General features: G+C 45.9%; 35 protein-coding genes. 15 read left to right on the top strand and 20 right to left on the bottom strand.

Going from position 1 to position 26,408, the window contains the following annotated elements; translation table 11 throughout:
- Window positions 1-14: 14 nt before the first annotated feature.
- On the top strand, window positions 15-866 hold the full coding sequence (locus H0266_RS15405) for a glycoside hydrolase family 191 protein (RefSeq protein WP_181473314.1): 852 nt from the start codon (window positions 15-17) through the stop codon (window positions 864-866).
- 189 nt (window positions 867-1,055) lie between these two features.
- On the top strand, window positions 1,056-2,075 hold the full coding sequence (gene galE, locus H0266_RS15400; RefSeq protein WP_181473313.1) for a UDP-glucose 4-epimerase GalE: 1,020 nt from the start codon (window positions 1,056-1,058) through the stop codon (window positions 2,073-2,075).
- Window positions 2,076-2,456: 381 nt separating this feature from the next.
- Here galE and H0266_RS15395 read toward each other — a convergent pair whose 3' ends face one another.
- Window positions 2,457-2,879 (bottom strand): YkvA family protein, encoded by a 423-nt coding sequence (locus H0266_RS15395; RefSeq protein WP_181473312.1) that lies wholly within the window; start codon window positions 2,877-2,879, stop codon window positions 2,457-2,459.
- 121 nt (window positions 2,880-3,000) lie between these two features.
- Between H0266_RS15395 and H0266_RS15390 the strand changes: the two genes are divergently transcribed.
- Entirely contained in the window at window positions 3,001-3,258 is a 258-nt protein-coding gene (locus H0266_RS15390) for a YuzF family protein (RefSeq protein WP_425484315.1), read from the top strand.
- A 102-nt stretch (window positions 3,259-3,360) separates the two neighbouring features.
- A complete protein-coding gene (locus H0266_RS15385; protein ID WP_181473311.1) occupies window positions 3,361-4,071 on the top strand; it encodes an LTA synthase family protein in 711 nt (236 codons plus the stop codon).
- A gap of 155 nt (window positions 4,072-4,226) precedes the next feature.
- Here H0266_RS15385 and H0266_RS15380 read toward each other — a convergent pair whose 3' ends face one another.
- The 3 genes from H0266_RS15380 to H0266_RS15370 all read right to left on the bottom strand — a co-directional run bounded on the left by H0266_RS15380 (window position 4,227) and on the right by H0266_RS15370 (window position 5,984).
- Window positions 4,227-4,397, bottom strand: a complete 171-nt coding sequence (locus H0266_RS15380) for a hypothetical protein (protein WP_181473310.1) — start codon at window positions 4,395-4,397, stop codon at window positions 4,227-4,229.
- Window positions 4,398-4,415: 18 nt separating this feature from the next.
- On the bottom strand, window positions 4,416-4,757 hold the full coding sequence (locus tag H0266_RS15375) for a DUF3221 domain-containing protein (RefSeq protein ID WP_181473309.1): 342 nt from the start codon (window positions 4,755-4,757) through the stop codon (window positions 4,416-4,418).
- A 456-nt stretch (window positions 4,758-5,213) separates the two neighbouring features.
- Window positions 5,214-5,984, bottom strand: a complete 771-nt coding sequence (locus H0266_RS15370) for a DUF4397 domain-containing protein (RefSeq protein ID WP_181473308.1) — start codon at window positions 5,982-5,984, stop codon at window positions 5,214-5,216.
- 115 nt (window positions 5,985-6,099) lie between these two features.
- Here H0266_RS15370 and H0266_RS15365 point away from each other — a divergent pair, with 115 nt between their 5' ends.
- Together H0266_RS15365 and H0266_RS15360 are read left to right on the top strand one after the other, a co-directional pair.
- A complete protein-coding gene (locus tag H0266_RS15365) occupies window positions 6,100-6,369 on the top strand; it encodes a SunI/YnzG family protein (RefSeq protein ID WP_181473307.1) in 270 nt (89 codons plus the stop codon).
- Between the two features lie 24 nt (window positions 6,370-6,393).
- The gene (locus H0266_RS15360) at window positions 6,394-7,194 is read left to right on the top strand and encodes an alpha/beta hydrolase family protein (RefSeq protein WP_181473306.1); all 801 of its coding nucleotides are present in this window, start codon (window positions 6,394-6,396) and stop codon (window positions 7,192-7,194) included.
- A 112-nt stretch (window positions 7,195-7,306) separates the two neighbouring features.
- Here the strand turns inward: H0266_RS15360 and H0266_RS15355 are convergent, their stop codons facing one another.
- Window positions 7,307-7,444, bottom strand: coding sequence for a hypothetical protein (locus tag H0266_RS15355; protein ID WP_181473305.1), 138 nt, complete (start codon window positions 7,442-7,444; stop codon window positions 7,307-7,309).
- Window positions 7,445-7,552: 108 nt separating this feature from the next.
- Between H0266_RS15355 and H0266_RS15350 the strand changes: the two genes are divergently transcribed.
- Complete coding sequence (locus H0266_RS15350; RefSeq protein WP_181473304.1) at window positions 7,553-8,338, top strand: CAP domain-containing protein; 786 nt, start codon at window positions 7,553-7,555, stop codon at window positions 8,336-8,338.
- A gap of 69 nt (window positions 8,339-8,407) precedes the next feature.
- On the opposite strand, the gene H0266_RS15345 is transcribed toward H0266_RS15350, so the two are convergent.
- Window positions 8,408-8,959, bottom strand: coding sequence for an NfeD family protein (locus tag H0266_RS15345; RefSeq protein ID WP_181473303.1), 552 nt, complete (start codon window positions 8,957-8,959; stop codon window positions 8,408-8,410).
- A 110-nt stretch (window positions 8,960-9,069) separates the two neighbouring features.
- On the bottom strand, window positions 9,070-9,537 hold the full coding sequence (locus tag H0266_RS15340; protein WP_181473302.1) for a divergent PAP2 family protein: 468 nt from the start codon (window positions 9,535-9,537) through the stop codon (window positions 9,070-9,072).
- A gap of 163 nt (window positions 9,538-9,700) precedes the next feature.
- On the opposite strand from H0266_RS15340, the gene H0266_RS15335 reads away from it, so the two are divergent.
- Window positions 9,701-10,096 carry a thiol-disulfide oxidoreductase DCC family protein gene (locus H0266_RS15335; RefSeq protein WP_181473301.1) on the top strand — a complete coding sequence of 132 codons (396 nt, stop codon included), beginning with the start codon at window positions 9,701-9,703 and terminating at the stop codon, window positions 10,094-10,096.
- Between the two features lie 42 nt (window positions 10,097-10,138).
- On the opposite strand, the gene H0266_RS15330 is transcribed toward H0266_RS15335, so the two are convergent.
- The gene (locus tag H0266_RS15330) at window positions 10,139-10,381 is read right to left on the bottom strand and encodes a hypothetical protein (RefSeq protein WP_181473300.1); all 243 of its coding nucleotides are present in this window, start codon (window positions 10,379-10,381) and stop codon (window positions 10,139-10,141) included.
- 190 nt (window positions 10,382-10,571) lie between these two features.
- On the opposite strand from H0266_RS15330, the gene H0266_RS15325 reads away from it, so the two are divergent.
- Complete coding sequence (locus H0266_RS15325) at window positions 10,572-10,868, top strand: hypothetical protein (RefSeq protein ID WP_181473299.1); 297 nt, start codon at window positions 10,572-10,574, stop codon at window positions 10,866-10,868.
- A 468-nt stretch (window positions 10,869-11,336) separates the two neighbouring features.
- Here H0266_RS15325 and H0266_RS15320 read toward each other — a convergent pair whose 3' ends face one another.
- From H0266_RS15320 to H0266_RS15290, 8 genes are all read right to left on the bottom strand, one after another.
- Window positions 11,337-12,548 (bottom strand): serpin family protein, encoded by a 1,212-nt coding sequence (locus H0266_RS15320; protein WP_181473298.1) that lies wholly within the window; start codon window positions 12,546-12,548, stop codon window positions 11,337-11,339.
- Window positions 12,549-12,652: 104 nt separating this feature from the next.
- Window positions 12,653-14,131, bottom strand: a complete 1,479-nt coding sequence (locus tag H0266_RS15315; protein ID WP_181473297.1) for a methyl-accepting chemotaxis protein — start codon at window positions 14,129-14,131, stop codon at window positions 12,653-12,655.
- Between the two features lie 201 nt (window positions 14,132-14,332).
- Window positions 14,333-15,418 carry a DUF3221 domain-containing protein gene (locus H0266_RS15310; protein ID WP_181473296.1) on the bottom strand — a complete coding sequence of 362 codons (1,086 nt, stop codon included), beginning with the start codon at window positions 15,416-15,418 and terminating at the stop codon, window positions 14,333-14,335.
- Window positions 15,419-15,887: 469 nt separating this feature from the next.
- Entirely contained in the window at window positions 15,888-16,430 is a 543-nt protein-coding gene (locus H0266_RS15305) for a hypothetical protein (RefSeq protein ID WP_181473295.1), read from the bottom strand.
- A 121-nt stretch (window positions 16,431-16,551) separates the two neighbouring features.
- Window positions 16,552-16,683 (bottom strand): hypothetical protein, encoded by a 132-nt coding sequence (locus H0266_RS19655; RefSeq protein ID WP_281374351.1) that lies wholly within the window; start codon window positions 16,681-16,683, stop codon window positions 16,552-16,554.
- Between the two features lie 68 nt (window positions 16,684-16,751).
- A complete protein-coding gene (locus H0266_RS15300) occupies window positions 16,752-16,907 on the bottom strand; it encodes a hypothetical protein (protein ID WP_181473294.1) in 156 nt (51 codons plus the stop codon).
- A gap of 167 nt (window positions 16,908-17,074) precedes the next feature.
- Window positions 17,075-17,551, bottom strand: a complete 477-nt coding sequence (locus tag H0266_RS15295; protein ID WP_181473293.1) for a hypothetical protein — start codon at window positions 17,549-17,551, stop codon at window positions 17,075-17,077.
- Window positions 17,552-17,599: 48 nt separating this feature from the next.
- Entirely contained in the window at window positions 17,600-19,249 is a 1,650-nt protein-coding gene (locus tag H0266_RS15290; protein WP_181473292.1) for an FAD-binding dehydrogenase, read from the bottom strand.
- A 112-nt stretch (window positions 19,250-19,361) separates the two neighbouring features.
- Between H0266_RS15290 and H0266_RS15285 the strand changes: the two genes are divergently transcribed.
- The gene (locus H0266_RS15285; RefSeq protein ID WP_181473291.1) at window positions 19,362-19,508 is read left to right on the top strand and encodes a hypothetical protein; all 147 of its coding nucleotides are present in this window, start codon (window positions 19,362-19,364) and stop codon (window positions 19,506-19,508) included.
- Window positions 19,509-19,517: 9 nt separating this feature from the next.
- Window positions 19,518-19,817, top strand: a complete 300-nt coding sequence (locus H0266_RS15280; protein ID WP_181473290.1) for a GNAT family N-acetyltransferase — start codon at window positions 19,518-19,520, stop codon at window positions 19,815-19,817.
- Window positions 19,818-20,293: 476 nt separating this feature from the next.
- Here H0266_RS15280 and H0266_RS15275 read toward each other — a convergent pair whose 3' ends face one another.
- On the bottom strand, window positions 20,294-22,459 hold the full coding sequence (locus H0266_RS15275) for an FUSC family protein (protein WP_343063307.1): 2,166 nt from the start codon (window positions 22,457-22,459) through the stop codon (window positions 20,294-20,296).
- A gap of 188 nt (window positions 22,460-22,647) precedes the next feature.
- On the opposite strand from H0266_RS15275, the gene H0266_RS15270 reads away from it, so the two are divergent.
- The 4 genes from H0266_RS15270 (at window position 22,648) to H0266_RS15255 (ending at window position 25,501) form a co-directional block, all read left to right on the top strand.
- Window positions 22,648-23,409 (top strand): SDR family NAD(P)-dependent oxidoreductase, encoded by a 762-nt coding sequence (locus H0266_RS15270; RefSeq protein WP_181473289.1) that lies wholly within the window; start codon window positions 22,648-22,650, stop codon window positions 23,407-23,409.
- A gap of 24 nt (window positions 23,410-23,433) precedes the next feature.
- Complete coding sequence (locus H0266_RS15265; protein ID WP_181473288.1) at window positions 23,434-24,195, top strand: SDR family NAD(P)-dependent oxidoreductase; 762 nt, start codon at window positions 23,434-23,436, stop codon at window positions 24,193-24,195.
- 429 nt (window positions 24,196-24,624) lie between these two features.
- On the top strand, window positions 24,625-25,014 hold the full coding sequence (locus H0266_RS15260) for an RDD family protein (RefSeq protein ID WP_181473287.1): 390 nt from the start codon (window positions 24,625-24,627) through the stop codon (window positions 25,012-25,014).
- Window positions 25,015-25,210: 196 nt separating this feature from the next.
- Window positions 25,211-25,501, top strand: a complete 291-nt coding sequence (locus H0266_RS15255) for a hypothetical protein (RefSeq protein WP_181473286.1) — start codon at window positions 25,211-25,213, stop codon at window positions 25,499-25,501.
- Window positions 25,502-25,571: 70 nt separating this feature from the next.
- Here H0266_RS15255 and H0266_RS15250 read toward each other — a convergent pair whose 3' ends face one another.
- The 3 genes from H0266_RS15250 to H0266_RS15240 are packed head-to-tail and all read right to left on the bottom strand — an operon-like array spanning window position 25,572 to window position 26,371.
- On the bottom strand, window positions 25,572-25,853 hold the full coding sequence (locus tag H0266_RS15250) for a hypothetical protein (RefSeq protein WP_181473285.1): 282 nt from the start codon (window positions 25,851-25,853) through the stop codon (window positions 25,572-25,574).
- Window positions 25,854-25,883: 30 nt separating this feature from the next.
- Window positions 25,884-26,144 carry a hypothetical protein gene (locus tag H0266_RS15245; RefSeq protein ID WP_181473284.1) on the bottom strand — a complete coding sequence of 87 codons (261 nt, stop codon included), beginning with the start codon at window positions 26,142-26,144 and terminating at the stop codon, window positions 25,884-25,886.
- A gap of 23 nt (window positions 26,145-26,167) precedes the next feature.
- The gene (locus H0266_RS15240; protein WP_181473283.1) at window positions 26,168-26,371 is read right to left on the bottom strand and encodes a hypothetical protein; all 204 of its coding nucleotides are present in this window, start codon (window positions 26,369-26,371) and stop codon (window positions 26,168-26,170) included.
- Window positions 26,372-26,408 lie beyond the last annotated feature (37 nt).

The raw sequence follows: 26,408 nt of genomic DNA, 5'->3' as shown, positions 1-26,408 counted from the left end.
AGGAGGACCTTGCTTTGAAAAAACAGATACGCCGATCCATCCTTTTATTTTCCTCATTGTTTCTTACCGGCTCTGCCCTGCTTTTGTCCAGCCACTTGAATGCATCCGAACAAAGCCCGCTTGCGGAAGTCTATGACTACAAAATCTATTATGATGCCCCGACACCCGAAAGGCTACAAGCAATGACCGATTACGATTTGATGATCATTGAACCGGTCTATTATTCTCAGGCGCAAATCGAACAAATCCAAGAATCCGGAACTCTTGTGTATGGCTATATCAATACGATGGAAGCGGACCGGTGGAACACGGAACTGTTCAATCAGTTGAACGACGATGATTTTTTCATTCGTGATGGTGAACGCGTCTATTATTCCGAATGGGATTCATTTTTGACCGATATTACATCCACTCACTACCAGAACGTCCTATCGAAAGAAGTCGAGAAACAAATCGTCGATAAAGGATTGGATGGTGCGTTTCTCGACACGGTCGGAAATATCGATAATGAACACCACCACGACTCCGGACTTCTGCAAGACCAGCGAGAAGGCATGGCGGATTGGATGGCCTCGGTAAAAGATGAGCATCCTGATTTATCTTTGATGCAGAATTGGGGCTTCGACACATTGACGACCGCAACATCGCCTTATGTAGACGGAATCATGTGGGAAAGCTTCCACTTCTCCAATCTCGTAGCTGATGAATGGGCCCAAGACCAGATTTTTAAATTAAGAAAGGTCCGCGAACAGCAAGGCGTCGAAGTGTTTACGGTATCGCAGAAAGAGGGCTCGGAAAGTACAAGCCTTGCCCGCGCCAATCGATTCAAGCATTACCATTCACCGGAAAGCTACAACGAATGGTAAGCACGACAATAATGCTACACCCTTGATCAGGCGGGTCTTCGATGACTCGCCTTTTTCGTTCTGTTACTTGTCGAACAGACTCTTTTCCGAGTCTTTCTAATAATCTTATACTATCAGATATTGGTTGTTTTTTCCTGAATTTTCGTGTAGATTATGGTGTAAAGTTGGCTATTCTAAGGAGGAGTTCACATGATTTTAGTCACAGGCGGTGCTGGATTCATTGGAAGTCACATTTGTGTCGAACTATTGGAAGAAGGATATGAAGTGGTCGTCATCGATCATTTATCGAACAGCCAGAAAACCTCCCTTGACCGGGTCCAAGACATCACAGGCAGGACGCTCACGTTCTACGAATTCGATTTGCTGGACCGTAGCAAACTTGAACGGGTTTTTACCGAACACGATATTGAAGCCGTCATTCACTTGGCCGGTTTCAAAGCGGTCAACGAATCCGTCGATATGCCTCTTACCTACTATCATAACAACCTGACAGCCACATTCGTTTTATTGGAAGTGATGAATCAATTCAATGTCAAAACGATGATTTTCTCCTCTTCCGCAACGGTTTACGGAAAACCAGCCTATAACCCCATCACAGAAGATTTTCCTACATCAGCGACGAACCCTTATGGCCGCACGAAATTAATGATCGAAGATATTCTCCATGACCTCATGAAATCCGATCCGGACTGGAGCATATCTGTGCTTCGTTACTTCAACCCCATCGGTGCCCACCCAAGCGGCAAAATCGGTGAAGCTCCGAATGGCACACCGAATAACCTGATGCCCTATATCACAAAAGTCGCGGTTGGTCATTATAAAGAACTCAATGTATTCGGAGATGACTATCCGACGGTCGATGGTACAGGGGTCCGTGATTATATTCACGTCGTCGACCTAGCCCGTGGTCATTTGAAGGCATTATATAAAGCTGTCACAGAAACCGGTTATGAAACGTACAACCTCGGTACGGGGGAAGGATACAGCGTACTCCAGCTCGTCAAAGCCTTTGAAAAAGCCTCCGGCCAACCGATTCCATACCGGATTTTAGACCGCAGGGTGGGAGATGTCGCCGAATGTTATTCCAACCCAGCCAAAGCAGAACGCCGTCTAGGATGGCGTGCGGAGAAAACAATCGAAGACATGTGCCTCGACTCATGGCGCTGGCGCGAAAAGAATCCAAACGGCTACGCCACGATGACGACTTAAGAACAAAGGGTATTTCCCTATTTCCGTTGCAATGTCGAGTGTTTGAAGTGCCGGGAAATGACTCGCTTTCCCACCACTAGGCCGCAAATAAGTGTGAACAGAACCTTGCAAACAATTGTAGTGTCATGGGCGCCGCTCATCCTAATAGTTGAACGCTGGAGGTTCAAACTTATTATTGCAAGGTGGCGTGGAAACGGCGACACTCCTGCAGGATGCTGAGGCTTGGGTGAGATCCCGCAGGTCGCGGGAGCGATCGAGGAAGCTCACCGCCGCCTGCGGAAAGGGAGTCGTTTCCACGCCACCGGCTCCTCTCATTTTGGAAGAACCGAAATGGGCTTAAAGAAAAGACCAGAGGGACATGGAATGATCCCCTCTGGTCTTTTATTCTTTATCCGGAAGATCGAATGTTTGAGCAGACGATCCGAACAACCGCCCCATTCGCTCCTTCGCCTGAACCTTCACCCCGTCATCAATATGACTGAGCACTTGATAGACGGCATAGATGATCACAGCACTATCATCCGTGAATCCGGCCATAGGGACGAAATCAGGGATGACATCCGTCGGCAAAATCAGATACCCCAGTGCTCCGGCAATCGTGAGCTTAGCTTTTTTCGGCGTATTGGGGCTTTGAAAAGCGTAGTACAAAAGCAAGCTATAATACACGACTTTCGCTCCGATCCGACCACTCTGCTTGCGAATCTTCTCGACGTAAGCTTTTTCCGAGAAATGCTTACGCCCTCGCTGCACAGCTTTCGCCGGATTCAAACGCTTCAAACGATCCATATAAGATTGATCTTTCATCTATGTCACCATCCTCTTGTCCCTACTTTTCACAAAAAACAACAAGTATAAACCTCTCCGCCCATACGTCGTTCAGCTCTAGGCATACCCTGTTAAAGATGATGAAACAGGAGGAATGTTCATGAATCATTACCAACAGAACCAAGCGCGCGACATGCATGCGAACCAACCGATGCCGCTTCAGTATTACACCCTTGTGGACCCTTTCGTCGTTCAAACTTTGAAAAGCGTAGTCGGGAAAATGCTGATCGTCGAGACGACTAAAGATACGATCCGCGGTCAACTGCAAGACGTCCAGCCTGACCATATCGTACTTACCGCCGGCGATTCTACGTTCTTCGTCCGAATCCAACAAATCGTGACAATCATGCCTATTTAATGGAGAGACGGCCACCTAGATGGGGTGGCTTCTTTAAAATGTCGTGGAGGACGAGCATAATCGGATTCGATTTGGTAGAATTATGGAAAAGGAGGGGTTGATTTGAAAAGTGTGGTGGATCGAAAAGCATTGGCTACTTGGATAACCGTCTCTTTCGTCGTAGTCACGCTCGCTTTCTATTTTAGTGGGCGTGCGCACAACTCATTTTTCGCATGGACCTTTGTTTCTCTTATACACGGAGGATTAACCGTCGCTTTGTTCGGAAATGCAGTGTCGATGCTTATCGAATATCTTCATTCGAAATGGTCAACGATGAACGGACTACTCTATATCACGCTTCACAGTTTCTTCGGATTATTGAGCGGAATTTTACTGGGCAATGTTGTTTTTCTCACCATTGCCATCGTCTCAGCCACGTTATTCGGAAGTGTCGACTACTGGTTGAAGATCAAGAAACGCTCTACATACGCACTTACTTCAATCGGAGTATTCCCCGTTGCAGTGATCGTGGGCATATGGCTTTTTACCAAAATCACACAAGGACCCTTTACAGAAGCTCAAGCCATTGATGTCGCAACAAATGGACAATCGGTTCCTGATTATAGTGGCGAACAAACTGAAACAATCGGAGCCTACGAGGTGAAAAGGACGACTGAAAGGGAAAAAATCGACACTAACACCTATGTCGTCATCTTCATCGAGTCATGGTCAAACGAGTACTATAGCGGAGAATGGTACATCTCCTATAAAGTGAATCGTCATGACGCTGAAGTACTCGATTCTGGAGGAAGACGGGTGCCGGACACGCGGTAAACAAAGCGATTGAAGAAAACCGAAGAACGAGTGCCTATGAAGGTAAGCCTCTGTTGCGGCTTTTTTCTTCAGTCTTAACAGCTTTTGATGTAAAAATCGCAGAAAGAACATCTGCCAAAAAGACGATGAGTGCGCTCATGAAAAAACTCCTTTTCCTATTTCGTAAATAGACCGATGATAAACAGCACAAAGTAAACGACCGGCGCTACAAAAAGCATGAGATAGATGATCATTTTGGCGGGCCAATCGATCTTCCCGCCATGCGGTGACCCCTGTCCCATGATTTTCTGTTGATGGTCTACGGCATCGTTCATTGGTTTTCTCATAAAAGTTTCCTCCTTAAATTATTCTTCCTGCACTTCTAATCGTTGAGCCGTTCGTTGTGGTGGGTTGGATTCTGCTTCCGTCCCGTTCCACTGAATCGAAACCTTCGTTCCAACCTCAAGATTTTCGTGTTCCTCATTGGTCACGTAATAATAGGCCCCTTCATTTTCCTTAGCCAATTCAATCAGCTCACGTTCTGTTTTATTCTTAAAATCGTCTTCGCTCACACCTGGGACAACAAGTAATTGCGTATTTTCATTTGAAGGGCGTTTATCAATGATGACTCCCTCGTTTTTTTCCATAGACGAGCACCCGACAGTAAGGAATAGTAAAAGAGCAAATAGTAGCAGATATCTTTTCATGCAATCCCCCCCTCTATCGTTTCCCCTCATGTTACCATACTTTTTCCATTTTTGATTCCCTCCTAAATAGATGCATAGCAGAAATAGTCTCTCCACCTTTTCATATCGTGTTCACACGAAAAATTGTCGAGACGAGATTCTTCACGACGGTTTTACAAGTTATGAACAGCCCAAATCGTCGAGATGAAGGCGATCAAGACACTTTTGAGCAATATAGGAGGAAAACAGTGACGTGATGGATCTTCTCAAAGCGGTTTTGATGACGTCCTTCTGTGAAAAACGTCTGCAATCACAAAAAAGGCCTGACCACAACAAGGGTAGTGTCTTACCCTCGCTGGACCCAGGCTTATTTTTTTCATTTTATGTGGGGACGGTTCTCATGTTTGATCCTACCAGAACCCTTGTCACGTTCATTTATACTAAAAGAAGGGATCGTTGAAGACCCCTTCTTTTTCCCTAAGGCTGTAAGAAAATCGCTTCGAGCGGAGGCTGCTTACCTGCCAATCCGACTGCGACGGCGGTATAAGCCTGATTCGGTTCAAGTGTCACGCCTGGAACCGTCAGGGCGACTTGGTTCGTCCCCGCGACTCTCACTTCCAAGTCGGCCGTCGTCGGTGGGAGCGTCAAATAGCGTGTCGCTTTCCCGAATGGAACATTCCGGAACAAGACGTCTCCCCCTTTCACCGCCACATCCACAGCCGGTGCGTTCGGTGACAAGTGCCAGAAACGGACTTTCGCTTTTCCAGATGACACGCCGTCACTATCCACGGCGGCGATCAAGCGCAGCTGATCAAGTGTTCCTGCTGCAGCAACGGTGTACTTATTCCCCGCTTCCACCGTGACATTTTGCGACAAGACCGCTTGATCGGTATTGCCAGCAGGGTAGATATCGATCTGGTACTGCCCTCCTGGTACAGATAGATAGTCGCTTTGCTGCTTATAGGTGACGCCTTGAAGAACTTGCTGACCGTTCACGTACACATCGACGGCCGGTGCGTCAGGCGAAGCATGGAGAACCCGTACCATTGCCTGATTTCCTCCCATGCCTCCCGTGCCACCCATTCCCGTCTCGCCACGATGAAGCCTGCACCAACGCTGCATGCAGTCGAAATGCTTTTGATAATAATAGATGTGCATACGTGGATCGATGTATTTATAATAGTCTGCCAACATGCCGTATTTCGCCGCCTGCCAAGCCAAATGATCGCCTTGGTCATAATAGTTCATAGATCTGCCCCCTTTTTAAAAACTCCCACCCTAAGCTTATTCAACTTTTTAAAAAAGAGAACTTTAATGAAACGATTGACCTATATAACCGTATAGGATAGGAGGAGGGATAAGCATGGGCCTATTCGATGTAGATATCAAAAAGAAAGACGACCACTTACGGATCAAATGGCAACTTAGTAAAATCGACATCCCCTTAGACGAAATCAAAGATATTATAGAAGATGAACAACATGAAGGACTGGAACGGACAGGGTTCCAAATCGGGCAGCCGTTCAGAAGCACCCACCGTGTCGTGATCCACACAGCGGCCGAAACCTACGTCCTTCATACAAGTAAAGCGGGCACAAAAAGTCAAATTTTATCGTATATGAACGAATCATGAGATAATAGGATAGGAGGTGCGTCCATGGAGAAGATTTTTTACGGAAAGAATGAGAACCAATTCGGCGAACTACGCCTGCCAGATGGAGACGGCCCTCACCCGGTCGCGCTCGTCATTCATGGTGGTTTCTGGCGTTCTGGATTCGGACTCGACCTGATGCATGACGTCGCAGAAGACCTGACGGATAACGGCTGGGCCACGTGGAATATCGAATACCGGCGCGTCGGACAAGAAGGTGGCGGATTCCCGGGTACCCTTCAGGATGCGGCACAGGCGGCAGACTACTTGAAGACGTTAGCAGAAGATCACCCGCTAGATTTAGGAAAAGCTGTTTCGATCGGCCATTCCGCCGGGGGTCACTTGGCGTTATGGATAGCGGGCAGGCACCGTTTACCGGAGGATAGCGAAATGTACACCACTGATCCATTTCCGATTGCCACCGCGGTGAGCCTGGCTGGGGTCAACGATTTGGAGCGCATGCATGACGTCCATAAATTCAGAGATGAGACGCTCGCACTGGAGCCGAATAATCCTGTTGCGGACTTTGTAGGAGGCAGCCCCTCTGAGAAAGCGGAGCGCTACAAACAAGCATCCCCGGCGGAACTGGTGCCGCTAGGTGTTCCGCAAATCCTCGTGCACGGATCACTCGATGTCCACGTCCCCGTCGGCATTAGTGACCACTACTTCCAATGGGCGGAGAACTTAGCCGACTTCATTAAGTATGTAGAGATTTCAGAGGCAGAACACTTCATGCTGACCGATACGTCGACGACTGCTTGGGCACGGGTTATGGAAGAAATGGATCTATTGAAGGAACACCTATAAATAAAAGACAGGTACACTTGCTTCCGAGCTCGTGCACCTGTCTTTTATTTGTTTTGAAACAATTGTAACGCTCACGTCATCTATGTAAAATTCAGTCTCTTCAAAAATCTTGTCAATCCCTTTTCTTTTCTAAATCATAGACAGAAAAGCCAAAAAATCCTATATTGTCATCTTTAACCTTTAATGGGTGAAAAATCAAATCACTGCTATCACAGCCTTTCTTCCCCTCTATATCCTGCATTTTTTTCACCCGACTCTATCAATCTTCCACATCCAAAATCATCCTGAAATATGACAAGAAAACCGATGATAGGATGAGAGTGTGCAAGACAAACACATTCAAGGAGGATTTCTCACTATGAAGAAAAAATCACTATTTGTCACAGGCGCGCTGGCGCTATCCTTATTAGCTGCCCCGACCTCATCATTGGCAGCGGACGGGGATAAATATTCCTATAAAGTAGACATCAATCAAGGCCAAATCCATCACGTTTTCAATTGGCTTTCTAAGAATGAAGAAGTCTTGAAGAATGGAAGCTTTGATGTTCAATCATTCTTAAAGCAATTCCACGTCCAAAAACCGGAGCCGGCCCCAATGGAAGTGCCGAAACAAGAACAGCCTGAACAAGAAACAGTAGAGCAAGAGCAGCCTAAACAAGAAGCGCCTTCTGAACCAGAGCCGGCACCAGAAGTAGAAGCACCTGCACCTGATCAACCGGATGTTCAAGCACCAGAACAGGAACAGAAAGAAGAAGTCAGCTCAGACGTCTCCGCTTTTGAAAAAGAAGTCGTAGAACTGACGAACGTAGAACGTGAGAAACAAGGACTGGCTCCTCTCAAGCTAGATACAGAGCTTAGCGCGGTTGCGAAAGACAAATCACTAGATATGCAGAATAACGGCTACTTCTCTCACACGAGCCCGACGTACGGTTCTCCTTTTGACATGATGGAATCGTACGGCATCGACTACCGCACAGCCGGCGAAAACATTGCGATGGGACAAACGTCTCCTGAACAAGTCGTAAACGGTTGGATGAATAGTGAAGGCCACCGCGAAAACATCATGAACCCGAACTTCACTCATATCGGAGTCGGACATGCGGAAGGCGGAAACTACTGGACTCAAATGTTCATCGGAAAATAAATGAGGCTATATAAAAATACGGACAGGTCCTCTTGCTCACATGTTGTGAGTAAGGGATCTGTCCCGTTTTTAGTCATCGATCACAAAGAGCCAATAGCTGTCCAAATCGAATCCCATACCGTCCTGCTTCATTGATCCAACAACCCTTACCTTTTGCCCGGGCTCCAGTTGTTCGTATTTCGCCTCTCCGATACTCAGAACATCGATGTCCCCTCTTCCACCGTTCACATTGATGGAAATCGTGACCACAGCTTTCTCTTCATGCATCGTTTTTTCCACTACTTCCCCTCTGAACGAGTGCAGGACCGCTTCATACCACCAGTAGCCGAGTCCCATGATCACTATAACGAAAACAGCTGATGAGATGATCGATTTCTTGATGGAGGCACGAACGGACGCAACCATGACAAAGATGCCGATCAAAAAAAGTATGATCGCAAACAGCGCCATGCCTTCATATTCAATCCGAAATAATATAAATAAGTAATAGAAAATCAACCCACTCGATCCGATCGACAACCCGATTCCAAGCCACATTTTTTTCTTATAATAGGAAAAGACAATCGCGGCAAGGAACAGAAGTAAGACGATTCCCGGAAGAATACCCGCTAAAAAAATCATGATGCTCCCCCACTTCCTAATGTTACCATCCAGTGTATCATCAAATGTTGGAGATAGGCAGTGGAATTTACATAAAAAAGCTTGGACGAGATGATCGCCCAAGCTTCCGGTTATTTATTTTCCAGTCTTGCGGATAAAACCCCCAAGGCAATTCCCAGAAGAGCGCCCCCGAACACTTCCACAGGCTGGTGTCCGAGCAGTTCTTTCAATTCTTTTTCTCGTTCAACGAATTCGAAGCTTGGGAAATCGCCGGACAGCTCCGCGAATTTATCTTCTAAATCATTGACGAGCTGTGCGATTTCTCCCGTATGTCTTCGTATGCCTTGTGCATCGTACATGACAATGACACCGAACACGACAGCGAGAGCCGTTTCCGGATGCCTGCTTCCTTTGTTCGCGGCCATATACGCAGCAAGTGCTGATACCCCCGCAGAATGCGAGCTCGGCATACCACCTGTGGTCGAAACTTGAGTGAGATCCCATTTGCCTGTTAATCGTTTGTACGTAAGTATTTTTAATGCTTGTGCGATTCCGATGGATGAAATCGCCGTTAAAATGCCTCGATTCATTCTTCTCATAACTAGTATTCCTCCACTCCCATTGTCCTTGTTTTCCTTTAATTACCCGAATGCAGGAGTTTTTATTCATAAAAAAGCCAGTGCTACAAGTTACGCCCCGTCTGTGAATCATTGAACAAAATACTGTTTTTTGTGCTATACTTTGAGAAAAGGTGGGATGGGAATGGATAAAATCATCTTATTCGATGGAGAGTGCAACTTTTGTGACAATAGCGTTCAGTTCATGATCAAACGAGACAAGAACGCCCGTTTCTCCTTTGCCTCGTTACAAAGTGAGAATGGCAGGAAATTGTTGGAACAATACAAAGCTCCCTCAGACCTCGACAGCTTCGTTCTCATCGAGAATGGACAATTCCATACACAATCTTCTGCTGCGCTCCGTGTCTGCAAATCGCTCGATGGTGCATGGAAGCTTCTTGTCACACTCTTGATTGTGCCGAGACCGATCCGGGATTTTTTCTATACCACCCTCGCCAAAAACCGTTATAAATGGTTCGGCAAAAAAGATCAATGCATGCTTCCATCAAAAGAACAGAAGAAACGCTTTTTATCAATATGAAGGGACCGGGTTAGAAAACCCGCTCCCTTCTTTTTTATGTGATCAGCTATATTGATGATCGTTTGGGAAATTGTTTTCAAGTTGATTCATCGACTGCTGGTGAGCCGCTTGAATCTGATCACCCATGTTTTGGAGAGACTCTTTACTTAAGGCTTGACGCGCATTATCCGCCGCTTTTTGCATCGTTCCATTCTGATTCATGCGTGAAACTCCGTACATTGCAGCTGCGCCTATCGCTCCCGCTGTACCTAATGCTACCCAGTTTGTGTTTCGGTTTTTAGCCATTTCAACGTCACTCCTATGATGTGATGAATTGGTTGGCATCTTTGCACAACAAGGATAGTTTAGGCGAGACCTTTTCAAACTATCCACCCAATAATGTCCATATGGAAAACGATACTAGACGTAGGCAAGCATGAAAAACACCCTCCTTGCAAATAGTAAGAGCAATTCGATATAGAATGGAGGGTGAAACATGAAAAGTAAATGGACAGCAATATCAGCGTCGGCCGTTCTGTTGTCTGGCCTATTGGTCGGATGTGGCGGAAATGAAATGAACGACCAGCCGGAAGATGTGACGTATGAACCAACTCGTTACGACAACAACAATATGAATTATGACGATGGTGGTCGTGGCATGGATAACGACCGCGATCCTCGTGACCGTAACCGCGACATTCGTCAGCCTGGCGAACCTGACACGCCATACAACATGGACGAAGAGGAGCCGGATTTAGACGAAGAACCGTCTGAAGAAAGAAGAGGTCAATAAAGAAACAGGCGTGTGCTCTCTGCATGCTAGTTTCTGTAATTGAAGAAAGCCTGTCTCCTATTTGGAGGCAGGCTTCTACGTTATGAAGGTTATAACCTTTTTCATCTAATTGTTGTTTGACAACTGTCTTAATGGGCTTCTTTATGACAGTTTTGAAGACATTTTATTCAGAAAAGTGTTGTAAGGAAGCTGATTAAAGCACTTTTGTGCTCTGATTACAAGCAAAAGCCTCGTAATAGAGGTTCTCTCAGCAGTTTTACAATCTTCAAACAGTCATAACTGCATACAGCCTTCTCCCACTACTTCTGATCAGCCAATCGTTTCTTCACTTCATTGTAGGATAGGCCGGACGCGGCGTTCTTTCGTTTGACCTCTTCGATATCTGTGCCTGATTTTGTCTGTCTTTTCATAGTGTCCACCTCCTACTCCTAACCTGCTCCTTTCTAACTTTTTTGATGCACCTTCGATCTACAATTCACCTTCATACGTCCCCATGAATAAAATCGAATCATACTTCTCATCCGCTATGATGTAGAAAAATGGACGGTCCGCTCGGAATTCCTTTGGTTGCTCTGCAAACCCTGATACTTTTTCGAATTCTGCCTGTGTGACAGCTGCCGCTTCTGTCCCTTTTTCCGTCACGTCAATAACGGCCTTATGATTCAATGCAGACAAAAATAAGTGAACATCCGACATGTCAGATAAGTCCGCTTCCGTCTCAGAAAAAACGTCCTCCATCCCTAGAGATTTCAAAGAATCATTGAGCGACTTCACGCCGTACTGCAGCTTGAAGGAAGGCAACGTGAGCGTAACAGGCTCACGGATCATCTGCCCCTTCATTTCAGCAAACGCCTCTGCATCAAACTTTTGAATGAGAGTGTCCAATGACTGATCGATCGGAAGCATGACATACATCGAGTAATTGCCTTCTTCGCCCTCTTCACCGTATGGAAGACGAACACCTTTCATATCTTTTGTTTCCATATAAGAAAACGACTCTTGCTGATGCATCAAATCCAATTGTTGCTCCTCACCACTCACCAAGTGAAACGTTCCTTCTTTCGTACTATTTTCCGAGAAAGGATATTGCCAGGTACCATTGAAGTAAATCGCGTTAGTCAGTAGTAAACGGGTATTTTTGCTATAAGGCTCTTTGATCAGCTGATCGATCATGCCACCTGTATGGCCCTTCACCCAACCATTCATATCCTCTACGATACTCGGATCTGACAACTTTTGCTGAAAAAGTTGAGCACGCAAATTGTCCGTCATAAGTGATTCGAACTCATCTTTCACTTGAAACTCTTCATCCAGCCACATCGAGTTTGCTAGATCAATGGATACCTCTTGATCGTCCTTCGATAGGTAGGCAGAATAATTCTGATGCGTATCAATGATCGTGGAATCATCCATGCCTTCATAATACAGCGCCCGCCTGATTTCAGACTCCGTTTCCCCCTCTGCTCCCGCAAGCGTCATCGACATGACGAGCGAAATACTGTACGGCGAAATGAACACATTCTGGTCTTCTTGCTTCAGTTCCCGAAACAAATCGAAAGCGAACGATCCATTCCCTTGCAAGGTGGCTTCATCGATTTTTTCTTCATTCACTTTCGGTCCGCACGCTACAAGGACAATCAATAACAAAATGGAAGACCATTTCAATATTTTCACTCTCATGCTTCTTCCCCCTCTTCTATCACGTTAGACGTACATCATGGGAAAATGTTACATAAAAACAAAAAACAGCTTCCTTGGCATTCGCCAAAGAACCTGTCCCTTTCCTACGATGTCTGCTCCCGTATCTCCTGTGCCTTCATCGCCGTCTGCTTAATGGCGGCGGCCACTGTCTCACTATCGTCGGTCAACGTTTCAACGGTAGCACTCATTTCTTCCATACTCGCACTCGATTCTTCAATGATGCTGGCAAGTTCGGTCGTCGACATCTCGACATCCTTACTATTTTGCATCACGTCGTTTGCCGTCTGTTCCGTCTTATGGAAGTTGCTTGTGATTTGGCCTATTTTTTCTTTCAATTGAGCAAAATAGTCTGCAATCTCATCGGAGGACGAGTGAATAGCTTCGATTTTCTGTTCACTTGCGTCCATTTTTTTCAAAGTCTCCGCGTTATTCTGATTCACTTCCATCAAGTTATCGGTGATTTGCGACGCCGTATGATTCGTCATTTCCGCCAGCTTCCGTATTTCATCCGCTACAACTGAGAAACCTTTACCCGCTTCCCCTGCCCTTGCCGCCTCAATGGAAGCATTCAGAGCAAGCAAGTTCGTCTGTTCTGAGATTTGTGTAATCTTATCAGAAAACGAGTTCGTCTCCTTCATCTTATCATTCAACTGCTGGAAGGTCCCGTTCAGATCCTGGATGAACGCTCTGATTTCTTCTGCGTCTTCTGTGAAACGTACTACTTTCCGTTCCCCGTCATCCGTCAGGCGTGTCGCTTCTTCTGAATCAGCCGTCAATTGGTGAATCGAGTCGCTAAGCGCGCGCATCTGATCATGAGACGTGACGGCGTTCGAAGAGATTTTTCCGATTTGATCACTCTGCTGCTGACTTCCAGCCGCCATTTCCACAAGCGCATGCTTCATCTCGCTTTGAGAAATGAGGTGGGACTGGATCCGTTCATTCACGTGCGTCACGCTTTCTATAATCGATGACACATTCGCCTCCAGTGTTTCTTTTTGCTGCTTTTGCATAGCGGATTGTTCCTCCGCTTCATAAAGCAAATGCTCCATCTTTGATTCTTGCTTAGCATTCAAGTACGATAAGGCACCTAGAAGAACTCCGGATAGCACGTAAACCAATATGATGTTCGGAATATTATTATGTAACAAGGCGACTTCCTGGGTGCTGTACATAAAGTTCACGATGATGGTCAACAGTCCCAACACGAATGCAAGCGCAAAGACGCCCCGCTTGAATTGAATGACCGAGAAGACCATCAAGAAATACGACACGAGCACTAACATCAACCCTCCACCGGTCAGGAAAATGCCGGCATTGGCAAAGGAGAATGCCATCAACACTCCCGCATATGCGAAGAGATCATACTTCTTCGTCACAAATTGAAATAAGGTAAATAAGAGGACAAATGTCGCCAACTGGCCGCCATATAAAGCGATGGCTACAGGGGCTCCCTGTACAACCGCTTTTCCAAGAGCAGCCACTAAAGAAAAGCAGAACACGCTGAAGAGCAACACGTTCTTCTTTTTTGTTTCCTCTACTCTCATTCGTTCTACCGCATTCATGGACTCCATTCCTTTCATAATTTTTTGTGAAAAACCGATAAATCCAACTTTCTTGTTCCAGACCCACCATTATACCCACGTACATTCTGAATCTTCATTCATTTTATCATATAAATCAGAAAACGCTTACAAAATATTCAAAATAACCATGAAAAAGACAACTACCCAGGCTCTAAAATGCCTAAGAAGCTGTCTTTATGCTCATTCGTCTTTGATTGCCATATCCTGGACCTGTGACTCATCCATGCCCTTGATCAGCCGAATCCGAACCGTCCACTCATCTGATTGTTGATGATAGGTAATGTCTTTAATGGCTTGATGTGGGCTATCATCTTCTACCTTCTCGAGAGATTGTTGAATGACTTCTTTCTCATTCAAGTCCGCTCCCTCGGGCTGCTTCGGTTTGTGGACCTTGACGTCGATTGCTTCCGACTTCGCTGGATAGGACTCCATCACCGTCTCATAACTGACGGTAACCAACTCCCCTATTTCTATGTCTTCTTTCGAATGTTGGAAAGACGTCGTAGCTAAGGACAAACGTCCATCGCCACTCGAAGTTACATATCCCGTTTTTTTATTCGGTTCTTGAACCATAATTTTGATGTCCACGTCCGTTTGTTCATTAATGAATTGCAGCTCTTCTTCACTCAATTCTTCCCTGACAACAAGATCCAGTGCACTCTGTTCCATACATAACCCGGTGCTGACTATTTTCTTTTCGAGCGACTCCTTGCTTGCGAGTTTACTCATGAGCCTATTCTGGTGATCAATCAATTCATCTTTCGTTTTGGGAACCTCCTGCACGACTACTGCCTGATCATTGTAGTACTCTTGTGCATCCTCAACAGCTTTTTCAATCGCTTCTTTCCGTTTTTTCTCTTCCCCTTTCAGTCCATCCTTCAACTGAACAACAATCGACCCTTTAAGAAAATTAAAATTGCCGACAGAATCAATCATCTCGATTCCACCAGCATAACCCTGTGATTCCAAACTTTCATTGATATATTCATATCTCGCCATCTGCATTTGTGCCACTTGAACGTCTTCTAACGACTCTCCTTCAAATGGCTCTGGAATCTCGTACAATGCCTGTTCTTCCTCTGATAAATCCGCAAAAGTCTGCCCACTAAAAGATGACTCCTCACACCCTTTGCCAATCCTGTCGTACTCCGCAGAAGGGTCTGTTTCTTTCGGTTCTGAAGAAGTCGTGTCAGTGGGACCTGGGTTTTCTGTCTGTCCACATGCGACAACGAATAAAAGCAGAATCATTCCTATATACCTTTTCATGATACCTCCCCCTTTATCATATTTGTCGCACACGCAGACAAAAAAGTTTCAGGTAAAGCCATTTTTTGAGGCGAATAAAATTATATGGTAATCCCTTTTATAATACTTTATTTAAATAGCATTTGAATATATATCCAATATCAGGTTTAAAAATACTTCGATTAGGGAAACGCGTGTTTTTGAGGGGGAATATATATGGAATTGCTCAAATTCCTGAAGGAGGAGAAGTATTCTAGAATAAGTTTCAGAAACAAACATAACCAAATTGTGCTAGGTGAGTTAATGAATTTCACTTCGAACGAAGATTTGATGACATTCATTGGCATGAAGCCCACAGGAATCTCCTATTTTCCTATGGACGTCAGACCACACATGATCTGCTTTGACAACATACATTCTTTTACATTTTATCTTTCTAGATAACTTTTCGGCCTTAGCCGACTAGGGGTTCGCTGGTTTCAGTCAACCCCTAGCTCCCCCTCAATACATCTTCATATAAATCTCTCAATACTGTTCTGAACTCGCTTTTTTCGAGTTTTTCGGGCGCTTCCAAATAGGCAAGGGTTCGTTCAAATTGGCCATCCCACCAAACGATCGTCCCCCCATTACCCTCTGAAAAATACTGATAGTAGACCTCTTGAGTATCAAACTGAATTTTCTCATAAGACTCTAATGAACCAGGATCCTCTATTTCATTTATCAAATTTCTCTTCGTGCCTACAATGTACTCCACAGCCTCTCCCGTAACATTGAAAGGATGTTCATAATCTGCTTCCACCCCTTCAGCGTAATACCGTAACGTCAGACTGCGATGGTTCCAATCAGGCCATTTTATGATATACCCCAATGATTCGCCCTGGTCGAACGGAAATGAGGTGACTTGCGTTACGTCATCAGGGTATTCCTCTAAAATCTCTTCTATGGATTTCGGCCCTATTGTTTCTGTACGATGATCACTACAAGCAGACAGAAACAATGGAATGAACAAAATGATCAATGTATATTTCCTCAAAAAACCCCTCCGAGTGTGACATTGATTTATAAACACGCATCATTAGTAGATACCTGGAAATCATTATCATCAAACCTAACAGTTGAAATAAATGCTTCCAGAGCTTGGTTTATGAGGCTGCTCAGGTCTTCCCATTGTTTCGTTGCTGATTTTCTAACCGTTCAACTTTTTCTTCTAGCTCTCTGATCTTATTGTCTCTTCTCTCTTCTCGTTCTTTTTCTTTTGTGCTTCTTGCTCCCCATAACACGATCACAAAAAATAAAAGGATGACCAGGAATTGCACCATTCGATTCGCTCACTTGTTATTAAAGGTACTGCTATTTATTTTCTATGATTCTCACCTAGCTGTTTTTCTCGTATATGCTGACCAACTACTGACTTATCAATCCCGTCCCTGACGGCTGTTGAAATGATAGCATAGAGAAGAAATAGACCTAAGATGCCTCCGACAAGAGATAAGATAAAGAATTCAAACAAAACTCACACCCCCAATGATTTCACAACAAATTCCTCCCCAACTTTAACATAATGGAAGATTTATCTACTACCAAGTTTCAACTTAGTACTCGCCTCACACTTTCAACTACAGGAAAAAGCCAGCAAAGATTGCCGGCTTTTCATTAGAAAAATATCGGTTAAGGCTTTTAAATTGATCCATCCAGTTTTCCCAATCGGAATTCCGTTAACGGCTTTTTTTCAATCATAGTCCCGTCTAATTCCGTCATCTCGACCTGCACGCTTCCATCACGAATAAACTCCTGCAATTTGTCTCCACTAATGTCTTTCTTGATTTTCAAATTATTCCCTGTGCAAAAATAGTCAGTAGGTTCACTACCATCTTCTACACCTTGAAGAAAATTTCGACTGTCTAAAGTTACATTGGAGGCATGATCGACAAACGTCCGTAATTCCCCTTCTACCTTAATATCAACTAGAAATGGCTCCAATGACTCTCCATCCAAATTGTTTTCCATACAGACCTTTGGAGCGATCAAACTTAACTCTTCTACATAAGCAATGTTACTTTCCTTTTCTATCATGCTGATTCTTGATGGTTCTTCTTCACCATTTTCGCAGGCAACGATAAGCAGGAAGACGAGGGAACAAAGCAGGAATCTCACATAAACACCCTTTTATTTTCAGATTATCATATCTTTTTTGATCGCGGGTCACCGCTTCGCTATTGCACGCCCCGCTTCTAGTCCCGTAAACAGACATCCACCTAGAAACGTACCTTCTAGCGCGCGGTAACCATGCAGTCCGCCGCCTCCAAATCCAGAAGCTTCACCAGCGGCGTACAACCCTTCAATGGCTCCACCGTTTTCATCGAGGACACGTCCTGACAAATCCGTCTGCAGTCCACCCAGCGTTTTACGGCTCAAGATATTCAGTTTCACCGCAATCAACGGTCCATTCTTCGGATCGAGAATTTTATGAGGCGGTGCGACCCGGATCAGCTTGTCCCCGACATAGTTGCGCGCCCCTCTCATCGCAGTCACTTGGAGATCTTTCGTGAACGTATTATCAATCTCGTAATCTCTCGCTCTCACCTGTCTTTCTATATCTTCCACCTTCAAAAGCGGATCGTCCGCCAACTCGTTCATGCCCTGGACCAACTCATCTAACGTGTCTGCCACGATGAAATCCTCGCCTTTGTCCATAAAAGCCTGAACAGGGGCTGATGCTCCCGGCAACGCGCGCTTCATCACGTCACGGATGCTTTTTCCTGTCAAATCGGGATTTTGTTCAGATCCAGACAGCGCAAATTCTTTTTCAATGATTTTCTGTGTCAAAATGAACCACGAGTAGTCATAGCCCGTTTTGCCAATCGCTTCAAGTGTGCTGAGCGTATCGAATCCAGGGAAATTCGGTGCCTGAAACCTCTTGCCCTCCGCATCCAACCACACCGAAGATGGCCCTGGCAAAATCCGAATACCATGCTCACTCCAAACAGGCGTATGATTCTTGATGCCTTCCGTATAGTGCCACATCCGATCACGGTTGACGATTCTACCGCCAGCCTGTTCGGTGATTGACAGCATCCGTCCGTCGACATGCGCAGGTACACCTGAAATCATCCGTTCCGGAGCACGCCCCAACCGCTCTGGCCAATGCTTGCGGACGAGATCCAGATTCGCACCGATTCCTCCACTTGAAACGAGCACCGCATCAGCACGGCACTCGAATTGTTTGATCACATCACGGTTGCTGTACTCACCACGTTCCGCTGTACTCGGCGCAAGTACAGAACCTCGGACGCCGACGACGGCTGCCCCTTCTGTCAGGAGCGCGTCTACCCTATGCCTCGCTAAGTATTTCACACGTCCTTCACTCATATGTCGCCGCACTCTACTTTCAAACGGAGCGACAATCCCCGGCCCCGTTCCCCAGACGATATGGAAGCGCGGCACGGAGTTGCCGTGCCCATCGGCGAGATGCCCGCCCCGTTCGGCCCATCCGACGACAGGAAAGAACCGCATGCCCATATTATGTAGCCAGTCCCTTTTTTCATAGGTGGCAAAATCGACGTACGCCTCGGCCCATTTCCTGCCCCAGTAATCCTCATCTTCATCCCTGTCAAAACCGGCGGATCCGAGCCAGTCCTGCCACGCCAACGCTTTCGAATCTTTTATCCCGAGTCTGCGCTGTTCCGGAGAATCGACTAAAAATAACCCGCCGAATGACCACCACGCCTGACCTCCGAACGAGGCTTCCGGCTCCTGATCGACCAACAACACACGTTTCCCCGCATCTGCAAGTTCTGCTGTCGCCACCAAACCAGCCAACCCTGCTCCGACAACAATGACATCCGTCCCCATAGACACTCTCCTTTTTTCTGAATATACAGTCTTTTTATCAGTATATCGATTTTTTCCAATAAATCCAATTCGATACATAGTGATAGAATAGAAGGAAAAGGAGGGCTGTACGATGATCTTTGAACCCATTACAGAAAACAACCTACATATTGCTCAAGAGATTTACAACTCCAACCCGACCTACAACCAACTCGAGAACGGAAAACCGGCTCGTTCGATCGAGGACGTCAGGAAAGAATTTATTCAGGACAAAACCTAAAGTTACATCGTGAATATCGACGATCATCCCGTCGCGCTTGTCGATTATCTCCCGAACAATCCGAAAGACGGACACCCGTGGCTCGGTTTCTTGATGATCCGCGGTGATGTTCACGGAAAAGGAATAGGAAGAGACGTGTACCAAGCGTTTGAAAAGCGTCTGGTTGAGGGAGGAATCGAAACATTACGACTCGCGGTCCTTGAGACCAACGACCGCGGCAAGGTGTTTTGGAAATCTCATGGATTCACCTTCTACCGTATGAATCATGTAGATGACAATCCTGTAGAATGTTATGAGAAGGAATTGTAAGGAGCCGGTTCGTGAGAGTGATGCTGCTCAGGGGGGTGTGGTGGGTGTCCGAATTATCAGAGTGGATGTCCGAAAACGCAGATCATTTGTCCGAATTATCCCTAAATGTCCGAAATACTGTGTTACTTGTCAGAATTGGCTGAGGAGATGTCCGATAAGTCACGTCTCTTATCCGAATCACTCTGCCAAGTGTCCGAAATCACTTTCACAGGAGGCATGCTCCCCACCCCCGAGCTTCCTTATGTTCAGGAACGTTCCTGATTGAGGTCCGTTCAACCAATATAACGCATGGAGGGAAGGGAAAACAGGTAGACTCCTGCGGGAAAATGGAAAAGGCTGTGACCCCGGAGGGTGAAGCCTGAGGAGGCTCAGCGTTCCCCGCGGAAAGCGGACTGTTTTCCCTTCCCTCCCACACGCTCATATTTGAGAACGGACCAGAACATCTTGAAAACAAAAAAGGATCACGAGCGCGAACGCTAGTGATCCTTTTCTTTCGTTTCCACAGCCGGACTGTTCAACAACCGGAACGTCTGATTCATCTTCCAAATGTAATACAAGTGGTGGACAAGGTCGCCTTGCCCTTTATCGCGCGTAGGCGCGTGGCGCTCCAACTGTTTGCGCTCCTCTTGCAAATCATGAAGTGGTGGAATCGGTTGTTCCTGTTCGATCGATTCTTTGATGATTTGGATATTGTCACTGAACTTCTTCTCGACTTGCTGCAACCATTGATGCACATCTTCAGGGTAACGGAAATCTTTTTCATACGACGACGCTACCAAGTGCTTGGCGTAATAGTTGAGTGCCGTGAATAAGGTCACCCTGCGCGGCAGGCCGGAGTATTTCCGTCCTCCCGGTCCTTGTAGAATCGGTTTCGCTTCTGCTTCTAGCGTCTGCAATTTTTCATCCAACGCAAACCCATGCTCAGCCAGTGGTTTTACAGGCGTGGATTGCTGCAAACTTTCAAGGTAAGCTTTCACGTACACATCCAGTTCATCCAAATAATCGATGAGCGTATCCGATACTTTGTCCATCGTCTTCGTCGGGTAAATGTAGGCGGAGACGCCAAGCGCGATGGCCGCTCCGGCAATCGTATCGATCACCCTGGCCCCGAGCAGTTCATAGCTGATACCACCAAGAAGCAAGTCGTACATGAACGCGATCAGCATGGTGATGAATAAACTCATGAGCGTATAGGATACCGTCAATAAATAAAACGCTAAAAAGACGACAATGAAGATAAGCGCGACTTCAAGTTCTGATTGCCCGGACACGAGTCTTGCGACAATAAACCCGATCACGGCACCGATCACGGTCCCGACCGATCGTTCGAATCCTTTCAAGTACGTCCGTCCGACCGTTTCCGTTCCGAGCTGGACGATGAATGTCGTCAGCAACACCCAGTAGGGCTGAATCGGCGAAATGAGATAGCCGACCACGACGGCGATCGAGCCAGCGATCAACGATTGAATCGCTTTTTTCGTCGTCGGCTTCATGCCCTCTTCTTCGGATGCCTCCTCCTCTTCTTCTTCCACTTCCATCTCAACGTCGATTTTTTCCACAGAACGGATCGAGGATTGCACAGCCATCGCTCCCTCGGTGACATGAGAGACCATCGCTTCGATGCGACGGATGATATAGTGCCAGTCTTCCGTTTCTGTTCGGCTGAAGAGGTCTTCGGTCAACGCACGAAGCGATGCCATGACTTTTTCCGCTTCCGCCAGGTTATAGTTTTCAACGCGGTCATTCAACACTTCTGCCTTTTTCAAAAGCGTAATCATCCGGATGAGCAAGGTGCGGATTTCATACATCTCAAAAGCTTGATCTTCCTTCAGCCGCTGCAGACTACCCGAAAGCGTGGCGACCAGCATCGCCGTATCGAACACATACAACTTCAGCTGTCTAGGTTCGAGGCCCGGCCATATGTCGCGGGTTTCTTGTGCCTGCACATCAGCAGAAACATTGGTCGCATATTCGCGTAGTTTGCGCACATTCAAGGTAAGCTTCTTTCTTCTCGCTTCACTCGTTTCGGGCTCCTCGATCACCTCGATGAACAATTCGAATGTGAGGTTCGCTTGTTTATGAAACGAACGCATACTACGCCTTAACACCTCGGCAGAATCTTTGAAAAGGATGAAATTATACAGATACGCATAGCTGATTCCGATGAGAATCGTCAGATAGAACCACGGGAATTGAGCCGGTGATAATTTAAGGAATGAGGATAGGTAAACCGTCATGAAGCCGATCATGCCCATCGAAAAGTAGCGGCTACCGAATCTTGAGAAATAAAAGGCACAGAAGATCACGGCGACCATCAAGGAAGAAACGAGGATGACGTTATTGGCGAGTAACGCCCCTAGTGTCACCCCACAGATGGCGGATACACCAAGCAGCCATGTGGTGATCTGTTTTTTCTTTTTCGTGTCATCCATGACCACCATGATTCCGATCAAACCAGCCATCCCGGACAAAATCGATGGCAGCAAAGCGGGTTGTCCAAGCAACGCTAACAATAGATTACTTGTAAAAACCGCTGACATCAGGCTGAGCGTCGCTTTTCCTGCCTGCATCAACCGCTTGCGCCCAGGATCTGATGCAAGGAATCGCCGAACCCAGTAAGGCCGTTTAGATATTCGCTGCACGCGGTCTCCTCCTTTCGTTTACGTTTTTACATTCTTTCTATATTAAACTATTTCGCAAATCGAAACAACCGGATCGTACAGGTTCATAAGATTCTTACAGAAACCCATCCACTCGGTGTTCAAGCGTTATGCCAAACAAGGAAACGGGTACACTTACATGATTGCAATTTTTTCAAGGAGGAATGAAAGTGGCTTATACGGTTATTACAGGAGCAAGCTCAGGAATCGGCTATCAGACAGCGCTCGCGTTTGCGGGTAGAGGGAAAGACCTGATCCTCACGGCACGACGAGAGGAGAAACTGAATGGGTTGAAAAACACCATTCAAGAGAATCATCCGAATGTTGAGGTGCACCTGTTGATCGCTGATTTATCAGAAAATGAGCAAGTGTACAGCTTTTATGAGGAATTGAAAGACTTTGAAATCGAAACCTTCATCAACAATGCCGGGTTCGGCAACTCCGATCAGATCAAAGATCAGGAATTACCGAAAATCGAGCAGATGCTGCGCGTAAACAATGAAGCGCTAACGATATTATCTACCCTATTCGCAAGAGATTATGCCTCTAAAGAAGGAACACAACTGATTAATGTGTCTTCGAATCTCGGCTACAACATCATCGAAGGCGCCGTCAGTTATTCCGCGACGAAGTTCTACGTGAGTGCCTTTACCGAAGGGCTTGCCCAAGAACTTGAAGCGAACGGTTCGCCGTTGAAAGCGAAAATACTCGCTCCCGCTGCAACAGAAACCGAATTCGCCGGGAAAGCGGCGGATGTCGAGGAATTCAGTTATGAAGAGAACTTCAAGCAATATCATACATCTGAAGAAATGGCCCAGTTCATGTTGGAGTTGTATGACAGCGACAAAGTTGTCGGGATCGTAGACGGGGAAACGTATGAGTTCCAGCTGAAGGATCCGATGTATCCATATGTCTCCCGTTCAACTGACTAATCCAATCATTAAGGAGGAATGAACATGGCCTATACTGTCATTACAGGAGCAAGTTCAGGTATCGGATATGAATCCGCGCTTGCTTTCGCAAAAAGAGGAAAAGATTTGATCCTGACGGCACGACGAGAAGAAAAACTGAATGAGCTGAAAGATAAGATTCTAGAACAACACCCGGAAGTGGACGTCCAATTGATGACCGCAGACCTTTCTGAGAACGAACAAGTTTATCACTTTTATGATCAACTGAAAGAGTACGAGCTTGAGACGTTTATCAATAATGCCGGATTCGGCAACTTCGATCCGGTCCCAGATCAGGAACTGCCGAAGATTGAAAAGATGCTTCGCTTGAACAATGAAGCCCTGACGATTCTATCAACGTTATTTGCACGTGACTATGCTTCCAAAGAAGGCACGCAACTCATCAACGTTTCGTCAGGCGGCGGCTATGCCATTGTTGGCGGTGCGGTCACGTACTGTTCGACGAAATTCTATGTTAGTGCGTTTACGGAAGGATTGGCTCAAGAATTGGATTCTTCAGGGTCCCCGATGAAAGCGAAAGTCCTCGCCCCTGCCGCAACCGAAACGGAATTCGCCGAACGCGCAATGGATATGGAGGAATTCAGTTATAAAGAAAACATCAAGCAGTACCATACGTCGGAAGAAATGGCACAGTTCATGCTGGATCTGTACGACAGCGACAAAGTCGTCGGCATCGTTGACGGTGAAACGTATGAGTTCCAGCTGAAGGATCCGATCTATCCTTATGTGTCCCGTTCAAGAGACTGAATGACAATATGTAAGGTAAAAGGCAGGCCATGTGCCTGTCTTTTTTCTTGTTTGTGGTAACTGGACGAAAGTTGTCTCTCGACCGTTTTAACAGGGAGGCGTCTCAAAAAGTGCTGAGATCCGCTTTATCACATCACTTTTGTAGTCAATTTGAGTCTATAACCGTTTTGATGCCTCTCCTCTCCACACTTTTCAACGTTGATAGCCATCCAAACTGCTGAGAGGGAATCTATCTCGAGGGTTTTACGTGGTCGTGAGCTAGAAAACGGTAGAGAACACGCCTCAGGATGCCACACCCTTGATACCATAACGGACCGAAAGTTGTCGTCTGATATAAATGCGTGAAGTCTGTCTTTATTTTTTAATAAATGAATCCTATCAATTGGACAAAACGTAGAACACTATATCGATAGGTAAGGAGGAAGATGTATGAAAGCCATGACGAAGAAACGGACAAAAGCGGTGCTGATCGACTTGGCCATTTCGGGCGTGGTTACCGCTGGTGTGGAATGTCTTTTACGGAAAAAAGTGAGGAAAGAATGGGTGCACGCGCTCATTACTCCGACGACTGTCGCCTGGGGACTTGAGTATGCTCAACTGAGAAGCTGCGGGCAAACGGTCGGATACAAGGCGATGGGATTGAAGCTTGAAAGCGAAGATGGGTCTCCTGCCTGTAGTGCTCAGATTATCAAACGCATGGCTCACCGCGACATGATCGGTGGTATTGTTTATTTGAAGAATCGCCGAGATTTTGAGGGACAAGATGGGGCTGTCCTCCCTCACGATACGTTCAGCGGAACGATAGTAAAAGAGGAATAGTAAACAGAGGGTAGGGTCATTAGGGAGTATCAGCCTTCCTGGTCCTTTCCCCCTAGTTTCAGCTTTTTCTACCCGGGGAATAGAAGGATTCGTAGCGAAAAAGGAATGAAATAGAATTTATTTTAATATGTAAATATATGGGTTTAAATTCTTTTCGCTACGGGTATCTTTTTATAACTTTTGTAGGAGGGGTCGAATGATACATAATATCTGGGTCAGACGTGCAGCAAGCTGGCTGGGCATTGTTTTGAATATCATTCCTGTACTGATTCTTTTCTCGATTATGAGCGGTGAAGGGGGATCGGTTCCACTGATGTTCTTTCTCTTGACGGTATCACTGGTCATATCGATTGCCGGGATCTATTTGAATAAAGAAAAAAGCCACATCAATATGCGGGTCGCCGTCTTGGGGACTTCGATCACGATCGGGATTACAGCACTTATTTTATTTATCGTATCGATTACAGATGTAAGCCAAATCGTGTGAACAAAAACACAGCCGCTTCCTCAGGCATTCTGAGGAAGCGGCTGGTGTTTTTATGGGGACGGTTCTCGTGTTAAACACCGAACCCAAACATGATAGGTCCGATGAGAGCTACAATGAGGCAGGCATTTATAAAAGCTGGAACGGTAATAATGACTTTCACTGTTTTGGACATTCTATCAAACTCTAGGAACATTTTAGTAAACAGGCCGGCCAGAATCAGAAGAATAGGCAACGAAACGAAGATGGCGAACACGTCAACTTTGTCAAATGGCGCATTGAGGTATCCATCAAGGATATAACTTACACTGATTAATAGAGTGAATATCAAACAATCATACACAAAAAACTTCACATAGGGCACTTGAACTCTCCACCTTCACCATTATGGCTTACCATCTATTATGTAATTCAAAAGATATCCCCCGAACATGAATAGAGGAAAACTGAACAGCATGATGACGTTCGACACGATCAGCCGGTAATGCTTCACTAGGCTTGCACTGAGGATTCCGATTGGCGCCACGATAAACGTGAGGATCCACCATGGACTTGCGGTCTGAAATACTATATTCGGAACCCACACCGCTACGCAAAAGAGGAAACTGACGATAGCAATTGTCTTGAAGAATTTTTCCTTTGTCATGTTAGAGTCTCCTTTCGTTCTCATTAGTTTTGATCAATCAATTTTTCTGCAATATCCCATAGCAATCCAACGATGACGCCTAAGAATATCGAGATTCCGTAGAAGGACGTCATATCGGTGTCGGTCATCATGCTCAAAACTACGTTGACGACAAATCCTGCCACCCCTCCCCCGATTACGGATAGAGTGGTTAGTCCTTGCTTCGTATTCTTTCTATCTCTTTCCATGAAGAACCTCCTAGTTTGATATGGGGACGGTTCTCGC

Source organism: Halobacillus locisalis (genome assembly GCF_013694105.1).
Classification (GTDB): domain Bacteria; phylum Bacillota; class Bacilli; order Bacillales; family Halobacillaceae; genus Halobacillus; species Halobacillus locisalis.
Note: the sequence above shows the minus strand (reverse complement) of the source record. Positions and strands in the feature narration are given on the sequence as shown.

Bases quoted from the DNA above. Each gene is read 5' to 3' on its own strand.
- H0266_RS15285 (WP_181473291.1), top strand. From the start codon at position 19,362: ATGATCTTTGAACCCATTACAGAAAACAACCTACATATTGCTCAAGAG.
- H0266_RS15375 (WP_181473309.1), bottom strand. From the start codon at position 4,757: ATGAAAAGATATCTGCTACTATTTGCTCTTTTACTATTCCTTACTGTC.
- H0266_RS15340 (WP_181473302.1), bottom strand. From the start codon at position 9,537: ATGAGAAGAATGAATCGAGGCATTTTAACGGCGATTTCATCCATCGGA.
- H0266_RS15255 (WP_181473286.1), top strand. From the start codon at position 25,211: ATGATACATAATATCTGGGTCAGACGTGCAGCAAGCTGGCTGGGCATT.
- H0266_RS15395 (WP_181473312.1), bottom strand. From the start codon at position 2,879: ATGAAAGATCAATCTTATATGGATCGTTTGAAGCGTTTGAATCCGGCG.
- H0266_RS15365 (WP_181473307.1), top strand. From the start codon at position 6,100: ATGGGCCTATTCGATGTAGATATCAAAAAGAAAGACGACCACTTACGG.
- galE (WP_181473313.1), top strand. From the start codon at position 1,056: ATGATTTTAGTCACAGGCGGTGCTGGATTCATTGGAAGTCACATTTGT.
- H0266_RS15315 (WP_181473297.1), bottom strand. From the start codon at position 14,131: ATGAATGCGGTAGAACGAATGAGAGTAGAGGAAACAAAAAAGAAGAAC.
- H0266_RS15380 (WP_181473310.1), bottom strand. From the start codon at position 4,397: ATGAGAAAACCAATGAACGATGCCGTAGACCATCAACAGAAAATCATG.
- H0266_RS15265 (WP_181473288.1), top strand. From the start codon at position 23,434: ATGGCCTATACTGTCATTACAGGAGCAAGTTCAGGTATCGGATATGAA.
- H0266_RS15245 (WP_181473284.1), bottom strand. From the start codon at position 26,144: ATGACAAAGGAAAAATTCTTCAAGACAATTGCTATCGTCAGTTTCCTC.
- H0266_RS15330 (WP_181473300.1), bottom strand. From the start codon at position 10,381: ATGGCTAAAAACCGAAACACAAACTGGGTAGCATTAGGTACAGCGGGA.
- H0266_RS15370 (WP_181473308.1), bottom strand. From the start codon at position 5,984: ATGAACTATTATGACCAAGGCGATCATTTGGCTTGGCAGGCGGCGAAA.
- H0266_RS15350 (WP_181473304.1), top strand. From the start codon at position 7,553: ATGAAGAAAAAATCACTATTTGTCACAGGCGCGCTGGCGCTATCCTTA.
- H0266_RS15310 (WP_181473296.1), bottom strand. From the start codon at position 15,418: ATGAAAAGGTATATAGGAATGATTCTGCTTTTATTCGTTGTCGCATGT.
- H0266_RS15320 (WP_181473298.1), bottom strand. From the start codon at position 12,548: ATGAGAGTGAAAATATTGAAATGGTCTTCCATTTTGTTATTGATTGTC.
- H0266_RS15290 (WP_181473292.1), bottom strand. From the start codon at position 19,249: ATGGGGACGGATGTCATTGTTGTCGGAGCAGGGTTGGCTGGTTTGGTG.
- H0266_RS15260 (WP_181473287.1), top strand. From the start codon at position 24,625: ATGAAAGCCATGACGAAGAAACGGACAAAAGCGGTGCTGATCGACTTG.
- H0266_RS15325 (WP_181473299.1), top strand. From the start codon at position 10,572: ATGAAAAGTAAATGGACAGCAATATCAGCGTCGGCCGTTCTGTTGTCT.
- H0266_RS15360 (WP_181473306.1), top strand. From the start codon at position 6,394: ATGGAGAAGATTTTTTACGGAAAGAATGAGAACCAATTCGGCGAACTA.
- H0266_RS15345 (WP_181473303.1), bottom strand. From the start codon at position 8,959: ATGATTTTTTTAGCGGGTATTCTTCCGGGAATCGTCTTACTTCTGTTC.
- H0266_RS15335 (WP_181473301.1), top strand. From the start codon at position 9,701: ATGGATAAAATCATCTTATTCGATGGAGAGTGCAACTTTTGTGACAAT.
- H0266_RS15390 (WP_425484315.1), top strand. From the start codon at position 3,001: ATGAATCATTACCAACAGAACCAAGCGCGCGACATGCATGCGAACCAA.
- H0266_RS15240 (WP_181473283.1), bottom strand. From the start codon at position 26,371: ATGGAAAGAGATAGAAAGAATACGAAGCAAGGACTAACCACTCTATCC.